We start from the raw sequence: 24,168 nt of genomic DNA, 5'->3' as shown, positions 1-24,168 counted from the left end.
CAGGCCGCAATTGGAAATGAAAGACGAGTAATTATTAAATTTTTTAAGTATTAATGGATAATAAAGAAAAGATTTCCCACCTGAAATTTATTATTGGCCGCTATGATGCTTATGCAAACGCAGTTAACACCAAAGGAAGCTTTTTGTTAGCTTTTAATTCATTTGCTGCGGGTGGTTACATTATTAAGTATTTGGATTTGGTAGATAAACTTCGAGACCAATGTATACTTTTAGCTTGGTTCCAGGTTATATCGGCCTTATTTATTATAAGTTCCATTCTATCAATTTGGTTGAGTATAAAGGCTGTTTATCCTTCCCTTGATTCAGGCAACCTACGGGGAGCTTATCAATCATTAATTTACTTTGGATCGGTCAGCGAGTTGGACCAATCTACTTTTCTTACAGAAATTGCTAAACAAGATGAAGCAGGTACGATTGATGATTTAAGCCGACAGTCCCACCAGGTTGCCAGAATCGTCAATAAGAAGTTTGCCTACATCAGTTGGGCCAGTAGAGTAATTTATGCAGAATTAATATTATTAATGGTGTTGTTTCTACTTTTTATGTTTAATTTTTAAAAGCTAGTAGGCATGAGATTATTCGAAAATGAATTGCGATCCATAGAAGGGATTTTTGAAACAAAAGGGCAAGTATATGAAAGTTTTGAAAAAGGAGGACGATTCGGCGGATTTGATTCTCTTCCAGGAAGTTCTTCCCGTACCAAAGTATTTAGCTCTACAAGGGATATGAAAACCGTATTGCTGGCAGATAAAAATATGGTGCCAGCCAATATTGAGGACCAGCTAACTAAGTTATTTGGTGTTTTGCCCTGGAGATCCCATAGTGCTATTTTAGGCCCTCATCCGGATTTTAAGCATTTGCTGCATAATCAGTATGAAAATCATTATGCTGTTTCCATGTTTGCCGATATTAAAGGCTCCACCCGGTTATCTGCGAAATATCCACTTCCCCAGGTCCGGTTAATGAAGGATGCTATTTTGTCATTAGCAATTTACATCTGTAACTTCTTCGGCGGACACATCCAACGGTTGCAGGGAGACGGTATATTTGTCTACTTTGTCGGGCGGGACGTGCATCGTAACGATGCCGTGATCTCGGCGTTAAATGCGGCTTCCGTATTAGCACAATTCATCAGTACCGATTTAGCCAGTTCGTTTAGAGCCATGGAAATAGATCCGCTGCGTATCCGGATGGGAATCGATTATGGGGACGATGACACCGTGCTTTGGTCACATTACGGTATTCCCAATTGCAGTGAATTGACTACAACTAGCCTGCATACCGATTTAGCGGCCAAGCTGCAAGCGGAAGCTCCTTCGAATGGCATTATGATCGGTAATAATATTAAAGATAAACTTGATTTGCCCTCGAATTATTTGCGGGTACCAACGGTTTACGACTCCTCTTCCGGTAGTTACAAAGCGGTGGCCGATCCCTATATATTCCAGGGGCCACCAAAATACAGGTACTGGGAATTTGATTGGCATACTTATCTTAAAACATTTGACTTTATGATCAAAGATTCAAACGGAAAGGATTTAAAAATTGAAGAACCTTCCGTTAGGATTAAGTGCGAATACACCTTTAATGAACAAACAAAAATTTATCCGCAAAATTTGTTTTCTATACCAAAAGGAGGCACACTGAATTTTACACTTGTCAATCAATATGGTAACCCGTACATAAAAGCTCAAAATGAAAATATTTCCTGGGAAGTAACCAATACCGGCGCGGAAGCCGCTGCTAAGCAGGATTTGAAGCATAACCTACAAGGCCATTATGATAATGGAGTTAAGGCAACGGCCAATACCGCTTATTTAGGCCACCATCAAATTCAATGCAAAATTGTGCGGTATAATGGCAACGTATATGCACGCCATTTTGTATTTGTTCAGTAACCCTTTATGTATTTGTCTATATCAGAGGAAAACAAGGCCGGATTAGATATTCAGGAATTGTATATCTCTTATTGAATTAATGTGCCTTCATTAACAGGACTACTATGTTATCTTTAAGTTATATTTTCTGGACTTATATGGTGATTTAACGTAGTAGCGAATAAATAGGTGAGATTATAAAGTAAATGAAAAAGCCCTCCAAAAGGGCTTTTTCATGTTTAACGGATTCCTTTTCACTGCTTGCCTTCTTATTAGGAGCTTGGCTCGGAACAGAACCCGACAGCGTTTAAGTTGTTAGTGAATATCTATTGTCCAATTGAACCTTGCTTATAATAAAAGGTGGCTCTTCAATCTGATAAGTTAATGTTTTATTAAGGGCGGGTTCTAAAGAACTAGGCAATCCTTTACAAGTTCTAGTTAGCGCTCCGGACTATTCCCTTCTATCCTTCCTGCAAAAGTATTTAAGCCTAAACTTAAGATCAATCCGCTGCTCTACTTTTCCTAAAGTAAAACCTTAAATACCATCAATTCACCCAACCGGCAAACCGCTGGCAAGAAAAGTGCTGGCCCATTACCGGTTTAGCCGCTAACGAATCCGAAACTACCGTAAGCCCACATCGTTTGCTGCGGCGCTCCTTCGCAAACCGTGAAGGCAAGCTACTGCTTTCTACCCGCCTTTTGATTCGTCCTTAAAAGGACCAATTAAAACGCTAAGTGCATTGTGGTTTTGGCAATTCTCCTAAAATTACTTCATATTAAGGGCCAGTTGGGACTACCAGTTACAGAATGCAATTTGACTAATTTTAGCCTCTCCTCTCAGAATTAACGCTCATAGTATAAATTATAATGCCCAAATAATTTACCTTATGTTAAATAGAAGTTTCTACTACCTTTTCAGCAATTCATAAAGCCCTTCATTAATATAGATATTCTCCTTACCTATTTGTTTTAAGGTTAACACTCCTATTTCATGTAGAACTTTTAAATAGCGCGAAGCAGCCTTTCTTTCCAGACTTAAACCACTGGAAATATATTCAATCTTAGTATAAGGGTGAACAAATAGTTGCTCAATTAAATCTTTAGAATAAATTTTATTTGCTTCTTGTTTTACTTTGGTTTGCACATCATCAAATAACTGATGAATAGCTTTTACTTGTTCAATGGTTTGCCGAGCCGTTGTTTCCGTGGCTTGCAGCATAAATAAAATCCATTCTTCCCAACTGCCCTTCGTTCTTACTTCCTGTAGTAACCGGTAATACGTGCTTTTATGGGCAATTATGAAACCACTTAAAAATATAATGGGGAGGTCCAACTGTCTATGTAGAATTAGATATAAGACATTTAGAATCCTGCCTGTCCGCCCGTTGCCGTCATAAAAGGGGTGAATGCTTTCAAACTGGTAATGCTGAATGGCCATCCGGATAAACGGCGAGATTTCGCCCGGTTCTTCATTTAAGTAATTCTCCAGATTCCGCATTAAATTGTTAATCACATTTTTATCATCCGGTGGCGTATAGATGGTAACTCCCGTCAAATCATTTTTAAGCGCCGTTCCTGGTAATTGCCGGATACCGGCCTCATTTTCTTCCAGGATAGCTTGAATTCGGCAAATGCTATTGGTATTGATGAATCCTTTTTCTTCTATTTCTTTAAATCCGGATAACAAGGCCTCCCGATAACGTAATACTTCTTTTGTGGCTGGATCCGCTTGCACGGAAGTAGCAGCCAAAGCCTGATACAATTTATCGTGGGTAGTAATAATATTTTCTACTTCGGAACTTGCCTGGGCCTCTTTTAACACAATTGCATTAAGCAAAATGCCGGGATTGGGTAAAGTTTTAGCCAGTCCCTTCAATTCCGCCACCGCCACCGCAGCTTTACTTTCCTGTTTTAAAATGGCAATGGATTCCATTTTCTCTAAGGGCGGAGGCAGTAATGAAAGATTATTAAATGGCTTTTCAGAAGATAAATCAGCAATTGCAGATGTCATGAGACAAAAATAACAATTTTGGTACATGAATCCTAGACGTGTCCCTCTATGGTACATGAGCTTAATTATATGTACCACAATGGTACATGACAAATCATGGATTCAATATTTGGATTATTATATGTACTTCTACCAATTAATATGAAATGGAAGTAAAATAAAGTCGGAAATTATTAACATAAATATGTTTATAAATATATGCTAATATATTGATTAATAAGAGAATAATTTCGTATAATTGTATAATGTTATAATATTATAATATTATACAAAAAGGAAAAATTATAGCATTTGTTTAATGGTTACACTATCCAAATTAAGGCTTTACGATTGGTATGCTTTCCAGATGGAAATGAAACACTATACCCGCCTCGATTTATTAAGGAAAGCCCGTGACTTATCTGGAGAAAGATATTATGTTTATTTTATATTTGAGGGGAAGCCGGATACACCAGAGTTTAAACCGGTTTATATAGGTTGTACCCGCTCCGTTTATTGGCGAATGGTAAAACATACGCATAAGATAAATAAGCAGACCACTATATACTTGAAAGCTTTTGATTCTAAAAGGGAAGCATTACAGTACGAAAAGCGGTGTATTAAAGCCTGGCAGCCCCGTCTGAATATTCAATATAATAAGTGGTGGCAATTGGATTTAATTGGTTGATTATCAAAATGACGTAAACCTTTTCTTAAGTATTAAATAAATTCCAAATTAGATGTATCAAGGGTTATATCACCCTGTAAGGGATGGTTTTAAGAAACACAGGGGTTTAAGGCAGATAGTTATCTAAACTATCGGTTACGGCTAGACGCCCTCCCAATATTGCTTTATAAGATTTAAGAAAACTGATTTTCTTAATATTGTGCTTCCGGGTAAGTAAATAGCAGACATACATTAGCATAGTCTGATACTTTATTCTTACTAAACTGAGAAGAATATAAGTTTTCGAACATTTGGTTAATTTCTTCTACTTCCCAAACCTTCCTTTGCTTAGTTAAATATTAATTTAGACAACCTATTTTATTTTAAGAGTTTACTGTTTATTTTTTAACTTTGCTTATACGGAGATATTATTTTAGTTATTATTAAATTATTGAGTACAATCCCCATAAATTAAGATTTTATTATTAACCAAGCAACATGGTTAAGGCGATAAGAACCTTATTTGAACTAATGATTCACAAGCAAAAATGGTACTTAAACAAATAAAATCTTTTGCACATTACTTACATATAGTAAGTAAATTACAACGGACCATTATACTTAATCAGCATAAATTCCCAGAATTAATGAACCTGCAAGATAAGATTATATGGACCCCGCTAGACAAAACTAAACAAGACATTTTAAATTTTCATTTACAAGCCATAAGTCAAGTTTTAAAAGCTGAAAGCACCAATTACACAATTCGCCAAATGTATCATCTTTTCCAGAAGGATGTAGAAGCATTTATGGAGGAAAAAGATTTACAAGCGGAGCCTTTTTATTTAAGTTTGATTAGTTAAAGTTTATAAAGTTATTTGTAAAAGTAACCTGTCCATAATAGAATTTCCAATATCTAAAATACGATTCAGTCTAAATAATAGGAATTGTATATCCTTATTTAAAATATCTAAAATAAAAAGTTGTAACAATTAGACTTAACAAGTTAAGTTTTTAAGTGTGGCGGGCTCAAAGAACCAGGCTCGTATGTTCGCATTTTGATTTGTACGTAGGTTAATAATAGATAAATTATTGATAACAAAAACCAGATAGCAGGGATAGGGTGAACTAGGCAGGGCACATGTTGATGATGCCGTCGGATAGAAATTCCATCCTGCTATCTACTTTCTTTAGAGCCTGAACAGTACCTGGGTCCATTTAACGAGGCCGAATCAAAAGCGAGCAAAGGCTGAGGAGAAAGTTTCTGGTTTTAAAAGCTAATTAACCTATGGAAGCTGATGTATTAAAACACGCCCTGGGCATTGATGTAGCTAAAGACACTTTAGCCATTTGCCTGGGAACATTAAAAACAGACCTGGAAAAGGAATTTATTTTTAAAGGTGATGTCGCCAATGATTCTTCCGGATTCCAGAAAATAACCGGCTGGCTAAACAAACTTAACATCCTGAAGGAGAAACTAGTGGTAGTGATGGAAGCAACCGGAGTTTACCATGAAGCATTGGCTGTGTACCTGCACCAATCTGGGTATACTGTCAGCGTAATGCAATCGGGCCGGGTAAAACGGTATGCCCAAAGCCTGGATCAGCGCTCTAAAACGGATGCCTTGGACAGCCGGATGCTGGCCATGTTGGGTTGTGAACGCAAGCTTACTAATTGGTCTCCTCCGGATAAAGCTTTCCAGCAGCTAAAAGCCTTAAGCCGGGAACGCTCTTTTTTGCTTAAAGAAAAGAATGTAGAAAATAACCGGCTGCATGCGGTAGAAACGGCTGCTTATAGCAATAAAAAAGAAGTGAAACGGTATGCCAGGCGCTTAAAACTGTTAGAGGAACAGCTGGAAGAAGTGGAGCAGGAAATGCGGGATCTGGTAGCCTCAGATGAAAAGCTGGCTCAGAAGATGCGGTACCTGGAAAGCATTCCGGGCGTATCATTCCTTTCAGCAGCCACGGTAGTGGGAGAAACCTGTGGGTTTAATGAGATAAATTCAGCTAAACAGCTCACCAGTTATGCTGGCTTTGATGTAGTGCTGAAGGAGTCGGGTAATTTTAGGGGCAGCACCAAAATAAGTAAGAAGGGCAATAAGCACATCCGTAGCATCTTGTACATGCCTTCGATGACGGCCATACGGGTGAACCCAACCTTGCGGGAATTTTACCTGCGCCTGAAACCAAACAAGGCAAAGCCCATTGTAGCATTAGTAGCCGTGCAGCGAAAACTACTTTTGCTCATGTATAGTTTGTATAAAAAAGAGGAGTTTTATTCCCCACTGCCCCAAGAAAAAACAGCAAGAGCATTAAGCCCTTGCTGCGCAGGATAGCAACACCAGGTAGGTGATTGCTTCCTAAAAATATCTGTAAATAAACTTGACTTTTAACACAGTACCTATCCGGTACAAGTCCTCGCTAGCGCTCCGGGCTTTCCCCTCCTATCCTTCCCGCAAAGTATTTAAGCCTTTACTCCAGGTTAATCCGCTACGCTCCTTTTCCTAAAGTAAAAGCTTAAATACCCATCCATTCACCCAACCGGCAAACCGCCGGCGAAAAGGCGCTTGCCCTTTGCCGGTTTAGCCGCTAACGTATCCGAAACTACCGCATGCCTACACCCTTTGCTCCGGCAGACCTACGCAAAAAGTGCTGGCAAGCTATCGGATGCTACCCGCTTTTGGATCCGCCATTAAAAAAATGGCCAATCCAAAAGCTAGTTGGTTTATGCAACTACGAAATAGCTTTATAGAAACTAAGGTTATAGTAAAATTTTAGCTACAATCTTCCCATCCGTTTCCCAAACACTTAATACTTTTTGATTAGGCATTGTAGTTAACCGGGGGTAAGTACCGGTTCCAATTACTTGCGAACCAAGTTGATTTGGCGTTTGTGCCATAATATTATTGCCCTGTTGCCAAACCAGGTAATTACCTTTTGTTGTTTTAGTCAGGCTACTGGCCCGGCCCTCTCCCATTTTTTGCTCCATCGCTCCGGGCTCCGCATAATAAATGGTGTTTTCCCGGCGCCAAGTAGTGCCAATTTTTCCTTTGGCATCCAGAGCAATACCGCCGCCATCCATGGGGCAGCCTTTTAAGGTCCAGGTACCCATGCCTAACTTTTGGGCCGGGCTAAAAGTTTTACCGCCGTCTTTCGATTGGGCTAAATACATATCGCGGTTTCCAGCTACCTCATTTCGGAACATCACAAATACATTCCCTTTTTGGTCAGCAGTTATTGAAGGGCGGCAGCACGGGCATACCCGGCCTTCCGGCGATTTGTAAACCAAGGTACTCTTTGACCAAGTTTTCCCGCCATCTGGGGATGTAGCACTAAAAATATTGTTCTTTTTATCAATCCGCATATCCAGAAAAACAGCGTGAACAACATTATCTTTACCAGGTGCCAGTGCCACAAATCCTTCTTTGGCTGTTGTATCGCTATGTAAAATATTAACCGGTTCGCTCCATTTGGTTTCTCCATTTTTCAAGCGGTAAGCCAATATTTTGCCGGTATGGGCGGCAGCAGCAATTACCGTATAATCTTTGGTAGTGGTAATTTGTGGCCCTCTGGTCATGCCCAATGCCAGCTTATCCTGTTTGGCAATGCGTTGCGGCGTTATAAAGGTTTTGCCTTCATCTTTGGAATAGGTATAGAATATCTCTTTATCCTGGCCAAATACTACTTTAATGTTATTGGCTTTATCGACGGTTACGGTAGGCTGTTTGCCAAATATACTGATAGTAGTTAGCCCGGAAGCTGGATTATCTTTGTTCTTAAAACTAAAATGCACATTTACTAAAATCAGCAGCAAAAAGCCAAACAAACCAGCGTATTTCATATTCTAAACATTAATTTTTATAATATTTTAAAAATAACCGGAATTGCTGATACAAGCAAGACTAATATTTTGAAGTTAGATTATATCCCTGCCAAACCGGAATATTAACAGCTCAAATGGATTCTGAATTGTATCCATATTTCTAATGGTGTTGCATGCCACCACCGATGAGGTGTTTTACTAAAATGAATAAAATGAGAATTGCAATTGCAATTATGAAATACAATCCACTATTTTTTTTAAGCTTTCCTAGTATAAATTGATTACTATTTTTGCTTGCCAATTCTATCTCCCATTTTAATTGTAGTTTCATAACCCTGTGTTGTATTAATCAATAAATCCGCATCAATGTGAATTTTACTTTTTTCAAACAGCAGTACTATCGTTGAGCCTCCAAATTTAAAGTAGCCTTTTTCTTCCCCTTTTTTTGCAAAACGTTCCTTAAATGTTTGCACGATGCTTCCTGCCATGGTGGCACCCACTTCGGTCATAATTACATCACCAAACAAAGGATTTGAGATAATTGTATATTCTCGTTTGTTAAGAAAAAATATTTCAACCTTTTTACGCAAAGCAATGGGACTTACTGAAAAATAGTCACCTTTAATTTTTTTGTTTAAAGTTGTATATCCAGTGATTGGAAAATGAAAACGATGGTAATCGACTGGGGCTAATCGGATAATAAGCAGGGCGCCATCATGGTATTTTCGTGCAAAGTCAGGGTTATCCAAAAATGAGGCTACATTAAAGCGCTTTCCTTTTATAATAAAATCAGAGGTGCTAATGTCGGCATAAGCCAAAATTTTTCCATCGGCAGGGGATACAACAGTAATAGCGCTGGTATCAATCGGTCTTGCATCGGCCTTTAGTTTCCGGGTGAAAAAACCGTTGAAACTTTCGAACTCCTGTTCTTGAGCAATGCTTAAATCAATATCATAATCTTCAATAAAAGGTTGAATCTTTTTCGCTGAAGAAGAGCGATCCATCATTTTACCATAGATTGTTGAAACAAACTTTCTTTTCGCCAACGCCCACAAGGTTGCTTGCCCAATCGGATTATAATACAACCACCTCAACCACTTTTCGCCAGCTACCTTTTCTGTTTTTATTTGCTCACTTTCTCTTTCAACATATTGAATAGTCGATTGAGCCGTTGCTGGATAACTGGTCAGGCTGATAATTATAGCAAACAACAATAAATTGCTGGCCCACCTTTTTTTAGTTTTTGTTATTTTCATTTTTACTTTGTTTGCCTTGATACGCAAATATCATAGCATGCTCCATGTTTTAACCTACTTTTTCTTAATCAATTAACTCTTTGTAAAAGTAAGTTGCCTTCCAAATCCAATTATTTTAACCAACTGAATATAATTTTTAGTTTTTGGGTTTATGGATGAAATCATCCGATGCTTAGTTTAAATTTAAAGTACATTTTTTAATGGGGATGTATCCCTCCATTCAAGAGATGTTTTACCAAAAGGAATAAAATGAAAGTTACAATTCCAATAATAAAATATAGCCTGGTATTCTTTTTGAAGCTGTTTCTGATTAATTTACCTGAATTCAATTTTTTACCTGTAGGTTCTTCCATTACTATTTTACCCCAGGGTTTATAAACTGATATGGAAGTAATCACAAGTAAAACGATGATAGCATAACCAGCTTTTGAAATAAGATTTATTAGCGTTTCTGATTCTTTTATAAGAGAGAAATCAGGAGTAACAGCTTCCATTGCTAAATACCTTATTGGCTTCAAGTGAAGAAACAATAGTAAAGTTGACCCCGCTGTTAAAAGCAATTTTATCACAATCCAATAATATCGGAATAAACCCCATTTTGAAAAAGCGGATTGTAATATACCAGTTAGTAAAGAAGCTAAACAAAAGGGAATGATTACATACCGCGTTGTTATTTCCATAGCAATAATGCAGGAGCGTATTACTTGAGTATTTTGATTTGTCAAACCAGTTATTGCCAGGACAACAAATACCACTACTGCTCCAAACCAACCTAAAGAAACGGTAATATGGGTAGTTAATACAGCTTTACTAATTCTTGGGGTAAATAACATAAGCCTTTTAAATATGGGAAAAAGGAAAGATAAATTAGATTCCTGTTAAATATGCATGAAAAATGTTTAGAGCTAAACTGACCACTCAAAGAATAATATTTATAAAATAAGCATTTAAGAGTTAGGACAAAATCTTATAACTCTCTCTTTAAATTTTGTAACAGGTCAGGCTATACCGTAGTTTATCTTTGTAGGGTTATTTGACAGAAGATACTACCATGAAAAGTGATATAGATATTCCAACCGAACCTAAAAAGTTAACGGACAATGCAACGTCCCAAGTCTCTATGCCGGTTACTGGCATGACCTGTGCGGCCTGTGCGGTGAGCGTGGAATCGATGGTGGCCAATACTCCCGGAGTTAGCCAGGCAAACGTGAATTTTGCTACCCAAACGTTACAGGTTACTTATAACCCCAAACAGGTTAAGGTAATTGACATGCAAAAGGCGCTTCAATCAGTGGGCTATGATTTAATTATTGATACCGAAAATGCCCAGGAAATTCAGGAACAAACCCAGCAAAACCACTACCAGGCATTAAAGAAGAAAACCCTATTATCCGGTTTGCTTACTTTACCCGTGGTTATTATCGGCATGTTCTTTATGGATTTGCCCTACGGCAACTGGATTATGATGGCTTTAAGTGCTCCCGTGCTGTTTTACTTTGGCCGTAATTTTTTTGTAAATGCTTTCCGGCAGGCTCGGCACGGCAAAGCCAATATGGATACGCTGGTAGCTTTAAGCACCGGTACCGCTTTTGCTTTTAGTGTTTTTAATACTCTTAACCCAGCGTTTTGGCACGCCCGCGGCCTGCATCCCCACGTTTATTACGAGGCATCGGCTGTCGTAATTGTCTTTATATTATTAGGTAAACTGCTGGAAGAACGGGCCAAATCCAATACCTCCTCGGCTATCAAGAAACTGATTGGCTTACAGCCCAAAACTGTTTGGCTAGTCGAGGGCAACTCCGAACGGGAAGTAGCTATTTCCACTATTCAGAAAGGCAACACGCTATTGGTGAGAGCAGGCGAAAAAGTACCGGTTGATGGGGAGGTTTCTTCCGGGACCTCTTTTGTAGATGAATCTATGATAACCGGGGAGCCGGTGCCCGTCTCCAAGCAGACTGGAGATAAGGTTTTTGCCGGTACCATTAATCAAAAAGGCAGTTTCCGGTTTATTGCCGAAAAGGTAGGCTCTGAAACCTTACTAGCCCAAATTATTAAGTTAGTGCAGGATGCCCAGGGCTCTAAAGCCCCTGTACAAAAGCTGGTCGATAAAATTGCCGGGATTTTTGTGCCGGTAGTGTTCGTTATAGCTTTAATCAGCTTAGTTACCTGGCTGATCTTGGGCGGCGAGAATGGTTTAACCCAAGGATTATTGGCTTTTGTGACAGTGCTTGTCATTGCTTGCCCTTGTGCTTTGGGTTTAGCTACGCCAACTGCCATCATGGTTGGCGTGGGTAAAGGGGCGGAACAAGGTATTTTAATTAAGGATGCCGAAAGTTTAGAGCAAGCTTATCGTCTGAACGCTCTGATTCTAGATAAAACCGGTACCATTACCGAAGGAAAGCCAGTAGTTTCGGATTTAGTGTGGTCCAACGAGGCCCGATTTCGGCAGGAGGAATTAAAAGCTATTTTATTTTCAATAGAGAAACAATCCGAGCATCCCTTGGCCGAGGCAGTGGTCCGGTATTTACACGAACAGGTAAGTGCAAGTGTAGCATTAAACAACTTTGAAAGTATAACCGGTAGCGGCGTAACAGCAAATTGGCAAGGTCGACCATACCAGGTGGGAAGCCCTAAGTATATGCAGGCGCAACAGATTCTTATCCCCGATGAAATAGCTGATTTAGCAAATAGTTGGGCGGAGGAAGCCCATACCGTTATTTATTTTGCCGAGGAAGGAAAAGCCGTTGCCATTCTTGCCATTAGCGATAAAGTAAAAGAAACGTCGGCCAAAGCTATTCAATCCTTAAAAGAACAGGGAATTGAGATATACATGCTTACCGGCGATAATGCCCGGACTGCGGCTTCAGTGGCCCGGCAGGTAGGTATTCAGCATTTTCAGGCGGAGGTAATGCCCCATGAAAAAGCAGATTTTGTAAAGAAGCTGCAAAGTGAAGGGAAAATAGTGGGAATGGTAGGCGACGGTATCAATGATTCCCAGGCGCTGGCCCAGGCCAATGTTAGTATAGCCATGGGAAAAGGATCAGATATTGCCATTGACGTAGCAAAAATGACCTTAATTACTTCTGATTTGCAATTGCTGCCGAAGGCATTAAAGTTGTCCCGGTTAACGGTAAATGCCATCCGGCAAAATTTGTTCTGGGCCTTTATTTATAATCTCATTGGTATTCCAATTGCCGCTGGTGTGCTGTATCCTTTTTACGAATTTTTATTAGATCCCATGATTGCCGGGGCCGCTATGGCGTTGAGCTCCGTATCGGTAGTGGGTAACAGCCTGCGACTAAAAGCTAAAAAGTTATAAGAGGCTGGGCGTAAATCGACCTTTTGTTACTTAGCTACATTAACTGCCCGCTTCGAAAGGGCTTTTTTCAAAGCGTGGTTAAATAAGTAATATAATCCGAAAACGGAAATACCAATCAGCGCAATTAAAAGCAATTTACCACTGGTTCCAGTATCCGAATTTTGCAGCAAGAGGATTATATCCTGGGCTTGGGTGCCTAACCAGAAGAAAAATAAGGTCCGGGGTAGCATCCCGGCAATGCTGGCCAGTTAAAACTTGCGTTTATCTACTTTCATCATGGCAAGAATAAAAGTCATGAGCGCGAAAGGAAGCACCGGGGAAATGCGGGTTAATATGATTAAGCTCCAGCTTTGGTGTTTTAATTCTTCCATTACAATGGCCGCTTTTTCGAAATGATTGATAAACTTAAGCAGTTTGCCCTGCGGTAGTTTTAAGGAATACTCGAAATAGGGCATCCTATTAATAATGGAAAGTTAAACCGGCTCCCCATTTGTAATCGCTGTCGTAATTGGTGCTTAAGGAAAGGTACCGGCTAAACATATAACGGAAGCCAACTTCATATTCTTTATCACTATTTACTCGTAAATCAGCAAATAAATTATTGCTCAGCGTTAAGTCCCGTCGTTCCAATTGTAACCGAAGCTTTCCGGTATGATCCACCCGCCATTCCGAACGCACTAACATGGGCAGCAGGTAATAAAATCCCGCATCAAATACCCGGCGGTTATTTTTGGTATTCGTTTCCCGGCTCCCTCCCTCCTCTGTAAGGATTAAGTTTTTATTATTCCGGTAATCAAAGCCAATAAAAGGAGCAAAATATTGTTGATTGCCCAGATACCGCAACACATGGTTTTCTACTTCAAAGTCACCTTTATAAGAAGACCTGGCTTCTACTTCCAACGCGTATTTATTACCGGATAAAGTATAATTGCCCCATATGCCTTGGGAGTGCGGCATCAGATCAAACCAGGAATACAACATTTTGTCTTCCTTTTTGAGTTCTTTGTACCCGGTTTGGCCAAATTCATTTTTGGGGTCGCCTGCATAACTAATGATCCGGGCCATGCCGGCCATCATGTGGTATAGGTTATGGCAATGGAAAAACCAGTCCATTTCTTCATTGGCATAAAACTCAATGGTGACCGTCTCCATGGGCTTAATATCAAAGGTGTGCTTCATGGGAGAATATTGGCCCTGGGCATTAACAAACCGAAAGAAATGCCCGTGCAAGTGTAACGGGTGCCGCATCATGGTCGTGTTGGTAAAAACAAACCGTACATTTTCACCCCGCCGAATCAGAATTTCATCGGCTTCGGACAAGGTTTTGTTATCAAAAGACCAGATATAACGCAGCATGTTCCCGGTCAACGTCAGTTTTACTTCCCTTACCATTTTAGTAGAATCCAACGTAGTGGGGTTGATGCTCCGGAGCATGTCATAATTCAGGAGCGTGCCCTCTCCTCCCATGGGCATAAACATACCGGGCATTTCCCCGTGTTCTTCTGAATTCAGGTTCATACCCGGCATACCTGAATTTTTGCTATTTTTATTTGTATTGCCCATGCCGGGCATATTGGGCATGTCGTGCTGGTTTCCGGGAGTACCGGCATCGGTTGGTTTCTTCTGTCCCCCCATATTCATGCCCTGGTGGGAATCTCCGCCCATCTGCATGCCTTTCATTTCATTCATGTTTCCCATATTCATGCCTCCCCCACTCATGTCCATGCTGCTCATCATGGTGTTCATATCCCGCATCATGGCAAAATAATTAAGACGGGGAAGGGCCGGGGCTTTTATATCGGAACCACTGCCTAAAAAAAGTGAGCTGAAACCGGTAACATCCCAGGAGGTGGACCGAAACTCAAAAGCGCCTCCTTCGGGAACCTGGACAATAACATCGTAGGTTTCGGCCGTCGCTAATTCCAGTTTATCTACCATTACCGGGGTAACATTAATGCCATCCGCCGCCACCACCTGCATGGGGCCACCCGCAAACTGGGTGGTAAAGTAGGAAGAGGAAGATCCGTTAATAATGCGCAATTTTACTTTGTCGCCGGGCTTAATATTTTTCAGATATTCTTTTTCCTTGCCATTAACCAGAAATTTATCGTAATACACATCGGCCACGTCCATCGGGGTCATGCGTTTCCATTCCTGGTATAACTTGTCTTTAAAATAACCAGACGCAATCGCCTCCCCGTAACTCTGCAAAGCTCCCTTCCGGACAGCGTACCATTCGGCCCCTCGTTTGAGATAGCGCATGACCTGGTGCGGATGCTCATCAGTCCAGTCAGATAACACCAGGACGTGCTCTTTCATCACGGGCTCGTCAGGACGTTTGATTACAATGGCCCCGTATAAGCCCATTTGCTCTTGCACCCCCGTATGGGAGTGGTACCAGTAGGTACCGCTTTGAATAATGGGAAATTTAAAAGTGTGGGTCTTTCCGGGCAAAATCGGAACTGTATTCAGGTAAGGAACACCATCTTCTTCATTGGGTAACAGAATGCCATGCCAGTGGATAGAAGTCTCCTGCTTCATATGGTTATGTACCCGGACAATTGCCGTATCGCCCTCAATAAATCTCAGGGTGGGGGCGGGAATGGAGCCGTTCACAGTAATAGACATGCGGTGTTTTCCGGTGAAATTTACCATTCCTTCGGCCACATCTAAATCATATTCGACTCTTTTGCCCTGGTACGTACCTGGAATTTTTCCGGGATTTGATGTAGGGGCCGGAGCGCTGTGTTCGTGCGCATTGGTTTTAACTTCCCCTTGGGCCATTAAAGCTTCGGGGATGAAACAAAAAAGTAATAGGGTTATAAATATAAATCTGAAAGTCATTTGTTACCTGATTTTAGGTGAATGTCCAGGGATGAAACCTAAGGATTTGGTTTGCGCTTTATTGCTTCCCGACCGGGATTGTTATCATAGGGCTTGGTCGCATCAATCAGGGGCCGCCCGTTCATATCGGTTTTGGTATTCATATTGTTATGATCCATACCGGGCTTATTGCCAGTTTCCGGACTATTTTGCATCTGTTGGTTTGTAATCGGGGTTTTGGGACTTTGGTTCATGCCAGGCATGTTTCCATGGTCCATGGCTTGATTCGGGGAAGGTCTTTGAATCATTTGCTGGTGATTCATGCCCGGCATATTCTGCTTCGGATTGGCAGTACTCTTTTTCCTGGTCGGCGTTTCCATGCCCGGCATATTGCTATGATTCATACGGGCCATGTCCATTTCTTTGGGGGCATTTGTTTTTCGGGGAGGATTGCTGGAGCCGGACTTGCCGGGCATAGTACCAGCCGGCATCGGGACGTTATTAGTGGCTGGCTCGTCGTGTGCCATTTGCTCCATCGGCTGGGTATGGTTTTCTTCCATACCCGCCCCAGGTTCATGCCTGGCCTTTGCATCCGGGACTATTTCGGGCGAATGGCCTCCTTCCGCATGCTTCTGCTGCGGCATTTCTTCCCTTTTACTTACACTGCCGCCGTGGTGGTGATCGCCCTTCATTAACAGGTTACCTTTCGGGCCTACCCCTTCCACGTATACTAATTGGGCCCCCCGGTGTCCGGCCAGCGATAAAAATATAGCTGCCACAAGAGCAAAACCAAAAACCAGGATTTCATAGGAGCGACGGAAAATTTTAAAAAATTCGCCTATGCCTTTTAACAAGAAAGTGATGCCGGATAACCAAAGTGTGTAACTGGAATACTTTTCGTGCTCATAAAAAACTTCGGTAGCCTGGGGAGATAACCCGCTCGGCATGGCATGAAAGATGGTACTGGCCAATAAAGCGCCTAAGAATCCGCCGCCCAGAATAATTAAGCAACCCCAGCGGACCTGTTGCCAATCTTTAAACACCAATAAGCTCTGTAAAGCAGCGCCTAATAAGATCAGTACAATGGGAAAGTGCACCACCAATGGGTGTAAATTGGGAAACTCGGAGAACATATTATAATGGTTATACCTTACACTATATAACCATAGTCAACTTTCCTTATTCCTCCCTTTTTGAATATCTTGTACGGTAAAAGATTCCTACAATTATATGGTGCCTTCCTTTACTCGTTTTTATTTAAACAGTTTTGTATAATTACAGATAAGATTTGTAAGGTTGCCTTAGGAGACCAATAATTAAGGGAGAGATTAATAATAACTATCAAAGAGTCTTCTCCCTTATTAAATTAACTTGGGTTAATTATGATTTAATTGCTTCCGTAAAAGTTGGGCATTCAGGGCTACAATAACGGTACTCATACTCATTAGAGCTGCGCCAATTGCCGGAGATACCATAATGCCTTGATTGTATAAAACCCCCGCCGCTAACGGTAACGAAATCACATTATAAGCGGTAGCCCATATAATATTTTGAATCATTTTGCGGTAAGTGGCTTTGCCAAAAAGGATTAAGGATGCTATATCTTTGGGATTGCTGTTTACCAGGATAATATCAGCCGTTTCGGCGGCAACATCGGTACCGGAGCCCACGGCAATGCCAACATCCGCCTGGGCTAAGGCCGGGGCATCGTTTACCCCATCGCCGGTCATGGCTACAAATTCTCCCTTCGCCTGTAACTCTTTTATTTTTTCCTGCTTCTGATGGGGTAAAACATTGGCCAGAAAGCCATCCATTTTTAGGGCATCACTCACACTTTTAGCCACCCGGTCATTGTCGCCGGTTAATAACAGGTTTTTTATGCCGTTGTTTTTCAGAATAGCAATCGCTTCCGCCGATTCCGGCCGAATCTGGTCTTTCAGGCTTATAAATCCGGCCACTGCATTATCTATCAGAATGTAAACAACTGTATCTACCCCTTCTTCCGCATCACTTTTTGGTACCTGGATGCCAAATTCAGAAATATAATTTGGGCCCACTACTTTCACAGATTTTCCTTCTACCGTTCCTTCCAGACCTTTACCAGGCAGATAGTTAAAGTTTTCGGCGGTAGGGATAATAATATTATCTGCTTTTACCCGCTTTAAAATACCCTGGGAAATATAATGTTCCGAGTTCTGCTCTACGCCGGCAGCCAGGCGCAATAATTCTTTTTCCGGATAGGCCGGTAGAAAGGAAATAATGCGGGCTAATTGGTGAGAGCCTTGCGTTAAAGTACCGGTTTTATCGAAAATAATAGTGGTGATTTTACGCGAATTCTCAAACGCCGTCCGGTTACGGATTAACAGCCCATTTTTTGCGGAGATGGCGGTAGAAATGGCCACTACCAACGGGACGGCCAAACCCAAAGCATGCGGGCAGGAAATAACCATTACCGTTACCATGCGCTCTAAGGCAAAACTAAGTTCAGCCCCTAATAAGAGCCAAACCCCAAACGTAGCAAATCCGGCAATTAAGGCCACATACGTGAGCCAACGGGCTGCTTTATCGGCTAAATGCTGGGTGTCAGATTTGGTTTTTTGGGCTTCCTGCACCAGGTTAATTACTTTATTCAGGTAGCTGTCTTCACCGGTTCCCTGCACCCGGATTTTTAAAGAACCGTTGCCATTGATAGAACCCCCAATAACTTTGCTGTCTTTTATTTTTTGCACCGGTTTACTTTCACCGGTGAGCATACTCTCATTGATGTAACTCTCTCCTTCTTCAATAAGACCGTCCGCCGGTACTTTCTCGCCCGGCTTTACCAGTATCAGGTCATTTTTCTGCAGCGCATCAATCCGGATGTTTACGGTTTCCCCATCCTGTATAACGTGGGCTTCGGCAGGCATAAGGCTAACCAGTAATTCCAGGGCACGGGAAGCGCCTAAAACAGATTTCATTTCTATCCAATGGCCCAGTAACATTATGACAATCAGGGTGGCCAGTTCCCAGAAGAAATCCATACCCTCTAAACCGAAAACAATGGCGGTACTATAGAGATAGGCTACCGATATTGCAATTGCAATTAAGGTCATCATACCCGGCGACCCTTTCTTTAGTTCATCTTTTAAGCCGGTAAGAAAAGGCCATCCGCCGTAAAAAAAGATAATGGAGGACAGCACAAAGGCAATGTACATGTTATAAGGTATATCCAGGCGGTACCCTAAAATATCCTGAACCATCGGGCTTATAACAATTACCGGCAGCGATAACAAGAGCGAAATCCAGAACCTTTTCCGGAAATCATCAATCATCATGGCATGGTGGTCGTGGCCATGTTCCCCATGAGCCGGCGGCTGATCCCCACCAGACGGCATTGCGTGGTCATGCCCGTGAAGAGTTTTCTCAGTTAACTGGTCTTTTAGTTCAGCAACGTCCTTCGGATTTACTGCTTTGCCATGATGGCCATGATGATGCTCCATGTTATTTGTGCTTTTGGTATAATATTAATGCCATTGCCCAGGGCAAGGTAAAAACTAATAAAATCCACTTAAAGTCAGAATTTATTAAAAAATTTACCATGGTCATCAGGCCAATAGAAGTAAAACCAGCCATTACGGTTATGGTAAAGGCATGTTGCTCCCTATTACGAAAGGATGTATGCGAAATATAAAGAACTAATACCCCCGTTGTTAAGATATACCCGCCCATTACCCAAAACAACTTTGGCAGCCATAATAACAGACTAGGTAAATTATCTTTTACGTTTTGGCTAGTTGTACCTATAAACTTTAAATCTTCCGGTAATAATGCAGGGCGCAGGAAAATAAAATATAGTCCGGTACCGATAAGTAATATTCCTGCTAAGGCCAAAAGAGCGGCTGAAAGAGGTTTAAAGTTCATTAGGTATAATTTTGAAGTGTTATTTTAGGAAGGCTGCGCCCTGTTAATTTTTCTTTGTTTATACCTTGGGGTGGCCTTTATAATTTTTAGGGTTATTTTCTTCTGGTGCTAGATATTTTTTAACTAAAGGTTTTTTACACACGGGGCAAGAACCCATTTTTGCATTGGCAACCTGGGCATGGTCCGGGCAAATAAATACGCCTTCTGTGCCAATATCATGACCTTTATAATTTTTTACCGGTACTTGCATCAGGGCCATTTTGCATATTGAACAAGCGCCGCCAGCTGCATGTATTTCCCCTGGGTGCATCGGGCAACTGTAAATCGTTTTAAATTCTACTGTTGGATGACCTTTATAATTTTGACTGGTTTCTTTAACCAGGGTTTTGCCACATTTGCTGCATTTACCTTCTTTATTGCTTTTTTCATCCGGATGCACCGGGCAGAAAAACATCACTTCTTTTTTATCTGCTTTTTCGTTTTTCGTTTTAGGAACTTTAGCCGTTTGGGCTTCGGAAATTATTGTGGTAGCAATAAGAAATAAGAATAAAATAAGCTTTTTCATTTTAATTGGATTTTATAGGTTCTATATTTTTGATAGCCTTGCCTCCGTGGCAAATACACTAGCAAGATTACCCGGCCTCCAATTAATTAAGAATGATACCTATCACTAAGATATATGATTGTAATTATTATGTTCGGTCAGTATTTTGAGTTAAAAAAAAAGGATAATCATTTGATTATCCTTTACCATTATTATTGAAGCGGCTCTATTTTAAACCCGGCTTTTTCAACACTTTCAATTACTTCTTCTTCATTTACCGCGCTTCCCTCTACTGTTAAAATCTTGTCCGGATTATTGGTATCTACCTGCCATTTCTCAACGCTTTTTTCTCCGTTTAAAAAAGGGGTAACTGTAGCTACGCAACCGCCGCATTTAATATTTGTCTTAAATTTTAAGGTTTCCATAATTTAGATTAATAAGTTATTTTATACTAAACAGAAATTTATTCTCTGATGTAAAAATACTCGCTTTCTAAAAGTTAGCTGTGATATAATTTTATAAAAGAGTTATAAAATTTTTCAATTAAGCTACTAATGGCCACTCATGCCTTCTGGTTTATTAGCTAAAAGCCATTCCTGCAATTGCTTAATTTCAGACACTTGCGCATCAATCATCATGTGGGCCATTGTTTTAATCGTGGGGCTGGTGCCATGTTCTAAAACGGCATAAGCATTCTCAATAGCTGACTGATGATGTACAATCATTAACTGGGAAAAATCATGGTCAGTGTCACCAGTTATAATTTGTAAATCGCTTTGTCTACTGGATTTTTCCATCGAATCCATGAGCTCCATATTAAACTTACTGCTTGTGGGCTGGTCCGGCTGATAAGACGTGATAAACGCCTGTAAATCCTGAATTTCTTTTTGCTGGTCTGCTTTTATTTTGGTAGCTATTCCCTTAATGGTAGCATCGTCTCCGGAATTTAATTCTTCATTGGCCATGTTAATAGCTCCCTGATGGTGCATAATCATCATTTTAGCAAAAGCTACATCCGGGTCATCGGTCATCGACATTTTATGCATTTCATCCATCATGGCGTGCATGATAGACATCATTTTATTGTCATCATGGGGTTGTAATTCCAACCCTTCTTCTTTCATACAAGAAGGTAAAATTAAACTGACAAAAAGCAATATTGCCCAGGGGCGAAAGGTTAATAGGTTTTTCATTGGAATGTATTTTAAAAATTTTATAAACAGGCGATATAATCTAACGCCATATGTATAAGAAACCCCCAGGCGATAATTCGAACTTTGGGGATGAAAAGCAAAATGATGTAAACCGCAATAGCGGGATAAGTATGTAAAAAATGGAAACCAATGCTGCACCGGCCAGGGTCATACATCGGAACGGCAAATAAATGGTCCACATCTAAGATTATCCCACCTGCCATTATTGCCCATACTTTTAGCCAATTATCACGATAAAAAAGATAAGCTATCCCGGCTGGTACTAGTACATGCAGAAAAATATGAATCATGTACTTCTACTTTATAAATGAATAATAAAAGCAGGTGGGCATTTTAGATTAATATATTTGGCCAATTAAAGAACGGCAGGCTTCTTCGCACCGGCGGCAAGCTTCGGCACAAGCCCGGCAATGGTCTGAATGAGCCGCATGTTTTTCGCATTCTGCTCCGCAGGCGGCGCATATTGTGGCACAAGCTTCTAAGAACACTTTAGCATTATCAGAATTGCGTGCCAGGGCATCCGCAGTGGTCCGGCAAATAGCAGAGCAATCCCGGTCTAACTGAATACACCGCACCATCATTTTTACATCATCTTCCTGTAGACAGGCTGTAGCACAATGCTCACATTCGGCGGCGCAGGCTACCAAAGCATCAATAATTGGTTTATACTGGGAGTTATTATGCATAATAAGTAATATTTAGGTGAAACATAAATGCTTGTTAGTCAAGATAATTTGATAAACTAAGACTTTAGTAGTTTTACCTTAAATACGACTATCTCGTTTTATACAATTTCTGATAAGAGTTATATCTTTTGGGTTAACCAGATGGTATTTTTGACAGATTAGGCTTACTTCATTACTTTTAAAGTAATAAACAGCTTAAAAATTATTCAGTTTTAAGCAGAGCTACCCTAAATAAATTCTATGCGCGTTCTGGTAAGTTTTCTAATATTTTTATCATTTTTGGTAAGTTGTAATTCCAAAAAAACGGAACAAAATACGGGTTCAGGTTCTAAAGCAAATGACCCACAGGTAATAGTAGACAAAGCAATTGCAGCTCATGGCGGAGATAAATTTTTGCAATTGCAAGTCGCTTTTGATTTCCGGGATAAGCATTACGAATCTATTCGGCGGGATGGCGTTTATACCTATACCCGCTCCTTTTCAGATACCACGGGCCAGGTAAAAGATGTATTAACCAACTCCAGTTTTACCCGCACCATTAATGGCCAGGTAAAAGACTTGCCGGCAGAGCGCGTAAAAGCGTTTAGTGCCTCGGTTAATTCAGTGATTTATTTTGCCCTACTGCCCTTCGGGTTAAATGACCCGGCTGTTACTAAAGAATATTTAGGTAGCGCTACTATTAAGAATGTCCCCTATCACAAAGTTAAAGTTACCTTTAAACAGGAAGGTGGCGGAACCGATTTCCAGGATGAATTTCTATACTACATCAATCAAAAAACCTATGTCCTTGATTATTTTGCCTATACCTACCAAACCGATGGCGGCGGTATCCGTTTCCGGCAAGCCATTAACCCACAACAAATAGGGGGTATATTATTTCAGGATTATATCAATTTTGAACCGGTTGGGAAAATTGATTTCTGGGAAATAGAAAAGGAATTTGAATCCGGAAAACTGAAAGAGCTCTCGCGCATTGAACTGAAAAATATCCAGGTTAAGGCACTTTAGGGATATAATAAGTTATACATTACCTGAAAAGGTTGTCATAATTTTGCTGATAGCCTGGGTTTATTAAATAGGCAGGTTAGCTGTTATTATATATAAAACCGGTTTTAAGTTAACCAAAGCACTTTTTTAAATTTTTATTCTTATTCTTCCTAGTTTTAATGGGGTGACACTTATAACTACTAGATTTTAAGGGCGTATATTTTATTTACTTGATAAAATATAGTAAAAATAAAATATTAACGAACCAAACCTGAACTATGAAAAAGATGCTATTGAATGTAAAGTGGGCCGCGTGGGCTTGTGGTATAACCCTGTTATTTAACGCCTGTAGCCAAAATTCTGATAAAACTGAAACGGCAACTACTGCTGAAAAAGAAGACCATTCCGGAATGGACATGGCAGCTGGAGGTTCTAATGAAATGATGGACCTGATGCACGAAAATATGACCAAGATGCACGGTATGAAAATGACCGGCGATGCAGACCATGATTTTGCCATGATGATGGCTACCCACCACGAAGGTGCCTTGGATATGGCCCAGGAACAGGTTGATAATGGCCGGGATACCATGCTGGTAAATATGGCTAAGAAAACTTTAAGTGCTCAAAAAGAAGAGATTGACCAACTGAAAAAGTTTACCGATAGCCACCAACCCGCTGCCGGTGATACGGCGACTTCTATGAAGCTGATGCGTTCCATGGACGGAGCCATGGCCGGAATGGACCACAATATGAAAGGCACCACCGACCACCATTTTGCCAGCTTAATGGGCATGCACCACCAAAGTGGTATTGATATGGCTAAGGCCTATTTACCAAATGCCAAAGTACCGGAACTAAAGGCGATGGCCCAAAAGATTATAGCTGACCAGCAAAAGGAGAAACAAATGTTAGATACTTGGTTGCAGGAGCATCCAGAATAGTTTGTTAATTTTTAGCTTATTACAATTGGAAAAAGACTCTTGATTAAGAGTCTTTTTTGTTTTCCCTAATATTGTTCTTTTAAACCATGTTAATTCGCTTATATTCATGCTTTAAACA

The 24,168-nt window shown here is 40.6% G+C and carries 24 protein-coding genes; 8 read left to right on the top strand and 16 right to left on the bottom strand.

Annotated features, from left to right (window positions below; translation table 11 throughout):
* The first annotated feature begins 53 nt into the window (after positions 1–53).
* Together ADHAQ_RS0101195 and ADHAQ_RS0101190 are read left to right on the top strand one after the other, a co-directional pair.
* The gene (locus ADHAQ_RS0101195) at positions 54–578 is read left to right on the top strand and encodes a Pycsar system effector family protein (protein ID WP_026461374.1); all 525 of its coding nucleotides are present in this window, start codon (positions 54–56) and stop codon (positions 576–578) included.
* Between the two features lie 12 nt (positions 579–590).
* Positions 591–1,919, top strand: coding sequence for a nucleotide-binding domain-containing protein (locus ADHAQ_RS0101190; protein ID WP_026461373.1), 1,329 nt, complete (start codon positions 591–593; stop codon positions 1,917–1,919).
* A gap of 524 nt (positions 1,920–2,443) precedes the next feature.
* Here the strand turns inward: ADHAQ_RS0101190 and ADHAQ_RS28805 are convergent.
* Positions 2,444–2,575: a hypothetical protein gene (locus ADHAQ_RS28805; protein WP_281172307.1), complete on the bottom strand. Its 132-nt coding sequence runs from the start codon at positions 2,573–2,575 to the stop codon at positions 2,444–2,446.
* 230 nt (positions 2,576–2,805) lie between these two features.
* A complete protein-coding gene (locus tag ADHAQ_RS0101180; RefSeq protein ID WP_034256429.1) occupies positions 2,806–3,909 on the bottom strand; it encodes a Fic family protein in 1,104 nt (367 codons plus the stop codon).
* A 298-nt stretch (positions 3,910–4,207) separates the two neighbouring features.
* Between ADHAQ_RS0101180 and ADHAQ_RS0101175 the strand changes: the two genes are divergently transcribed.
* The 3 genes from ADHAQ_RS0101175 to ADHAQ_RS24140 all read left to right on the top strand — a co-directional run bounded on the left by ADHAQ_RS0101175 (position 4,208) and on the right by ADHAQ_RS24140 (position 6,890).
* Positions 4,208–4,576: a GIY-YIG nuclease family protein gene (locus ADHAQ_RS0101175; protein ID WP_026461371.1), complete on the top strand. Its 369-nt coding sequence runs from the start codon at positions 4,208–4,210 to the stop codon at positions 4,574–4,576.
* 527 nt (positions 4,577–5,103) lie between these two features.
* Positions 5,104–5,418 carry a hypothetical protein gene (locus tag ADHAQ_RS0101170; protein WP_026461370.1) on the top strand — a complete coding sequence of 105 codons (315 nt, stop codon included), beginning with the start codon at positions 5,104–5,106 and terminating at the stop codon, positions 5,416–5,418.
* A 425-nt stretch (positions 5,419–5,843) separates the two neighbouring features.
* Entirely contained in the window at positions 5,844–6,890 is a 1,047-nt protein-coding gene (locus ADHAQ_RS24140; protein WP_051359625.1) for an IS110 family transposase, read from the top strand.
* A 425-nt stretch (positions 6,891–7,315) separates the two neighbouring features.
* Here ADHAQ_RS24140 and ADHAQ_RS24135 read toward each other — a convergent pair whose 3' ends face one another.
* The 3 genes from ADHAQ_RS24135 to ADHAQ_RS24130 all read right to left on the bottom strand — a co-directional run bounded on the left by ADHAQ_RS24135 (position 7,316) and on the right by ADHAQ_RS24130 (position 10,466).
* Positions 7,316–8,395: a sialidase family protein gene (locus ADHAQ_RS24135; RefSeq protein ID WP_051359633.1), complete on the bottom strand. Its 1,080-nt coding sequence runs from the start codon at positions 8,393–8,395 to the stop codon at positions 7,316–7,318.
* A 266-nt stretch (positions 8,396–8,661) separates the two neighbouring features.
* Entirely contained in the window at positions 8,662–9,633 is a 972-nt protein-coding gene (locus tag ADHAQ_RS0101150) for a phosphatidylserine decarboxylase (RefSeq protein ID WP_084523684.1), read from the bottom strand.
* A 197-nt stretch (positions 9,634–9,830) separates the two neighbouring features.
* Complete coding sequence (locus ADHAQ_RS24130) at positions 9,831–10,466, bottom strand: hypothetical protein (RefSeq protein WP_051359632.1); 636 nt, start codon at positions 10,464–10,466, stop codon at positions 9,831–9,833.
* Between the two features lie 218 nt (positions 10,467–10,684).
* On the opposite strand from ADHAQ_RS24130, the gene ADHAQ_RS0101140 reads away from it, so the two are divergent.
* Positions 10,685–12,952, top strand: a complete 2,268-nt coding sequence (locus ADHAQ_RS0101140; protein WP_026461368.1) for a heavy metal translocating P-type ATPase — start codon at positions 10,685–10,687, stop codon at positions 12,950–12,952.
* A gap of 26 nt (positions 12,953–12,978) precedes the next feature.
* On the opposite strand, the gene ADHAQ_RS28290 is transcribed toward ADHAQ_RS0101140, so the two are convergent.
* The 11 genes from ADHAQ_RS28290 to ADHAQ_RS0101085 form a co-directional block, all read right to left on the bottom strand.
* Positions 12,979–13,182 carry a hypothetical protein gene (locus ADHAQ_RS28290; RefSeq protein ID WP_026461367.1) on the bottom strand — a complete coding sequence of 68 codons (204 nt, stop codon included), beginning with the start codon at positions 13,180–13,182 and terminating at the stop codon, positions 12,979–12,981.
* Between the two features lie 18 nt (positions 13,183–13,200).
* Positions 13,201–13,407: a TVP38/TMEM64 family protein gene (locus ADHAQ_RS26995; protein ID WP_026461366.1), complete on the bottom strand. Its 207-nt coding sequence runs from the start codon at positions 13,405–13,407 to the stop codon at positions 13,201–13,203.
* A gap of 4 nt (positions 13,408–13,411) precedes the next feature.
* Positions 13,412–15,796: a multicopper oxidase domain-containing protein gene (locus tag ADHAQ_RS24120; protein ID WP_084523682.1), complete on the bottom strand. Its 2,385-nt coding sequence runs from the start codon at positions 15,794–15,796 to the stop codon at positions 13,412–13,414.
* 38 nt (positions 15,797–15,834) lie between these two features.
* Positions 15,835–16,908 (bottom strand): DUF2231 domain-containing protein, encoded by a 1,074-nt coding sequence (locus ADHAQ_RS26990; protein WP_051359630.1) that lies wholly within the window; start codon positions 16,906–16,908, stop codon positions 15,835–15,837.
* Between the two features lie 243 nt (positions 16,909–17,151).
* Positions 17,152–19,254, bottom strand: coding sequence for a copper-translocating P-type ATPase (locus tag ADHAQ_RS0101115; protein WP_026461365.1), 2,103 nt, complete (start codon positions 19,252–19,254; stop codon positions 17,152–17,154).
* A 1-nt stretch (position 19,255) separates the two neighbouring features.
* Positions 19,256–19,675: a hypothetical protein gene (locus ADHAQ_RS0101110; RefSeq protein ID WP_026461364.1), complete on the bottom strand. Its 420-nt coding sequence runs from the start codon at positions 19,673–19,675 to the stop codon at positions 19,256–19,258.
* A 58-nt stretch (positions 19,676–19,733) separates the two neighbouring features.
* On the bottom strand, positions 19,734–20,240 hold the full coding sequence (locus ADHAQ_RS0101105; protein WP_026461363.1) for a heavy metal-binding domain-containing protein: 507 nt from the start codon (positions 20,238–20,240) through the stop codon (positions 19,734–19,736).
* A gap of 191 nt (positions 20,241–20,431) precedes the next feature.
* Positions 20,432–20,644: a heavy-metal-associated domain-containing protein gene (locus tag ADHAQ_RS0101100; protein ID WP_026461362.1), complete on the bottom strand. Its 213-nt coding sequence runs from the start codon at positions 20,642–20,644 to the stop codon at positions 20,432–20,434.
* Between the two features lie 126 nt (positions 20,645–20,770).
* Positions 20,771–21,412 carry a DUF305 domain-containing protein gene (locus ADHAQ_RS0101095; RefSeq protein WP_034256427.1) on the bottom strand — a complete coding sequence of 214 codons (642 nt, stop codon included), beginning with the start codon at positions 21,410–21,412 and terminating at the stop codon, positions 20,771–20,773.
* 20 nt (positions 21,413–21,432) lie between these two features.
* The gene (locus tag ADHAQ_RS0101090) at positions 21,433–21,723 is read right to left on the bottom strand and encodes a DUF6122 family protein (protein ID WP_026461381.1); all 291 of its coding nucleotides are present in this window, start codon (positions 21,721–21,723) and stop codon (positions 21,433–21,435) included.
* A 48-nt stretch (positions 21,724–21,771) separates the two neighbouring features.
* Positions 21,772–22,119: a four-helix bundle copper-binding protein gene (locus tag ADHAQ_RS0101085; RefSeq protein WP_026461360.1), complete on the bottom strand. Its 348-nt coding sequence runs from the start codon at positions 22,117–22,119 to the stop codon at positions 21,772–21,774.
* 240 nt (positions 22,120–22,359) lie between these two features.
* Between ADHAQ_RS0101085 and ADHAQ_RS0101080 the strand changes: the two genes are divergently transcribed.
* Together ADHAQ_RS0101080 and ADHAQ_RS24110 are read left to right on the top strand one after the other, a co-directional pair.
* Complete coding sequence (locus tag ADHAQ_RS0101080; RefSeq protein ID WP_026461359.1) at positions 22,360–23,127, top strand: DUF6503 family protein; 768 nt, start codon at positions 22,360–22,362, stop codon at positions 23,125–23,127.
* A gap of 257 nt (positions 23,128–23,384) precedes the next feature.
* Positions 23,385–24,050: a DUF305 domain-containing protein gene (locus tag ADHAQ_RS24110; RefSeq protein WP_051359628.1), complete on the top strand. Its 666-nt coding sequence runs from the start codon at positions 23,385–23,387 to the stop codon at positions 24,048–24,050.
* Positions 24,051–24,168: the final 118 nt, after the last annotated feature.

This window comes from Adhaeribacter aquaticus DSM 16391 (genome assembly GCF_000473365.1).
Lineage (GTDB): Bacteria > Bacteroidota > Bacteroidia > Cytophagales > Hymenobacteraceae > Adhaeribacter > Adhaeribacter aquaticus.
The sequence above is the reverse complement of the archived record's forward strand: the minus strand, read 5'-3'. Positions and strand labels throughout refer to the sequence as shown.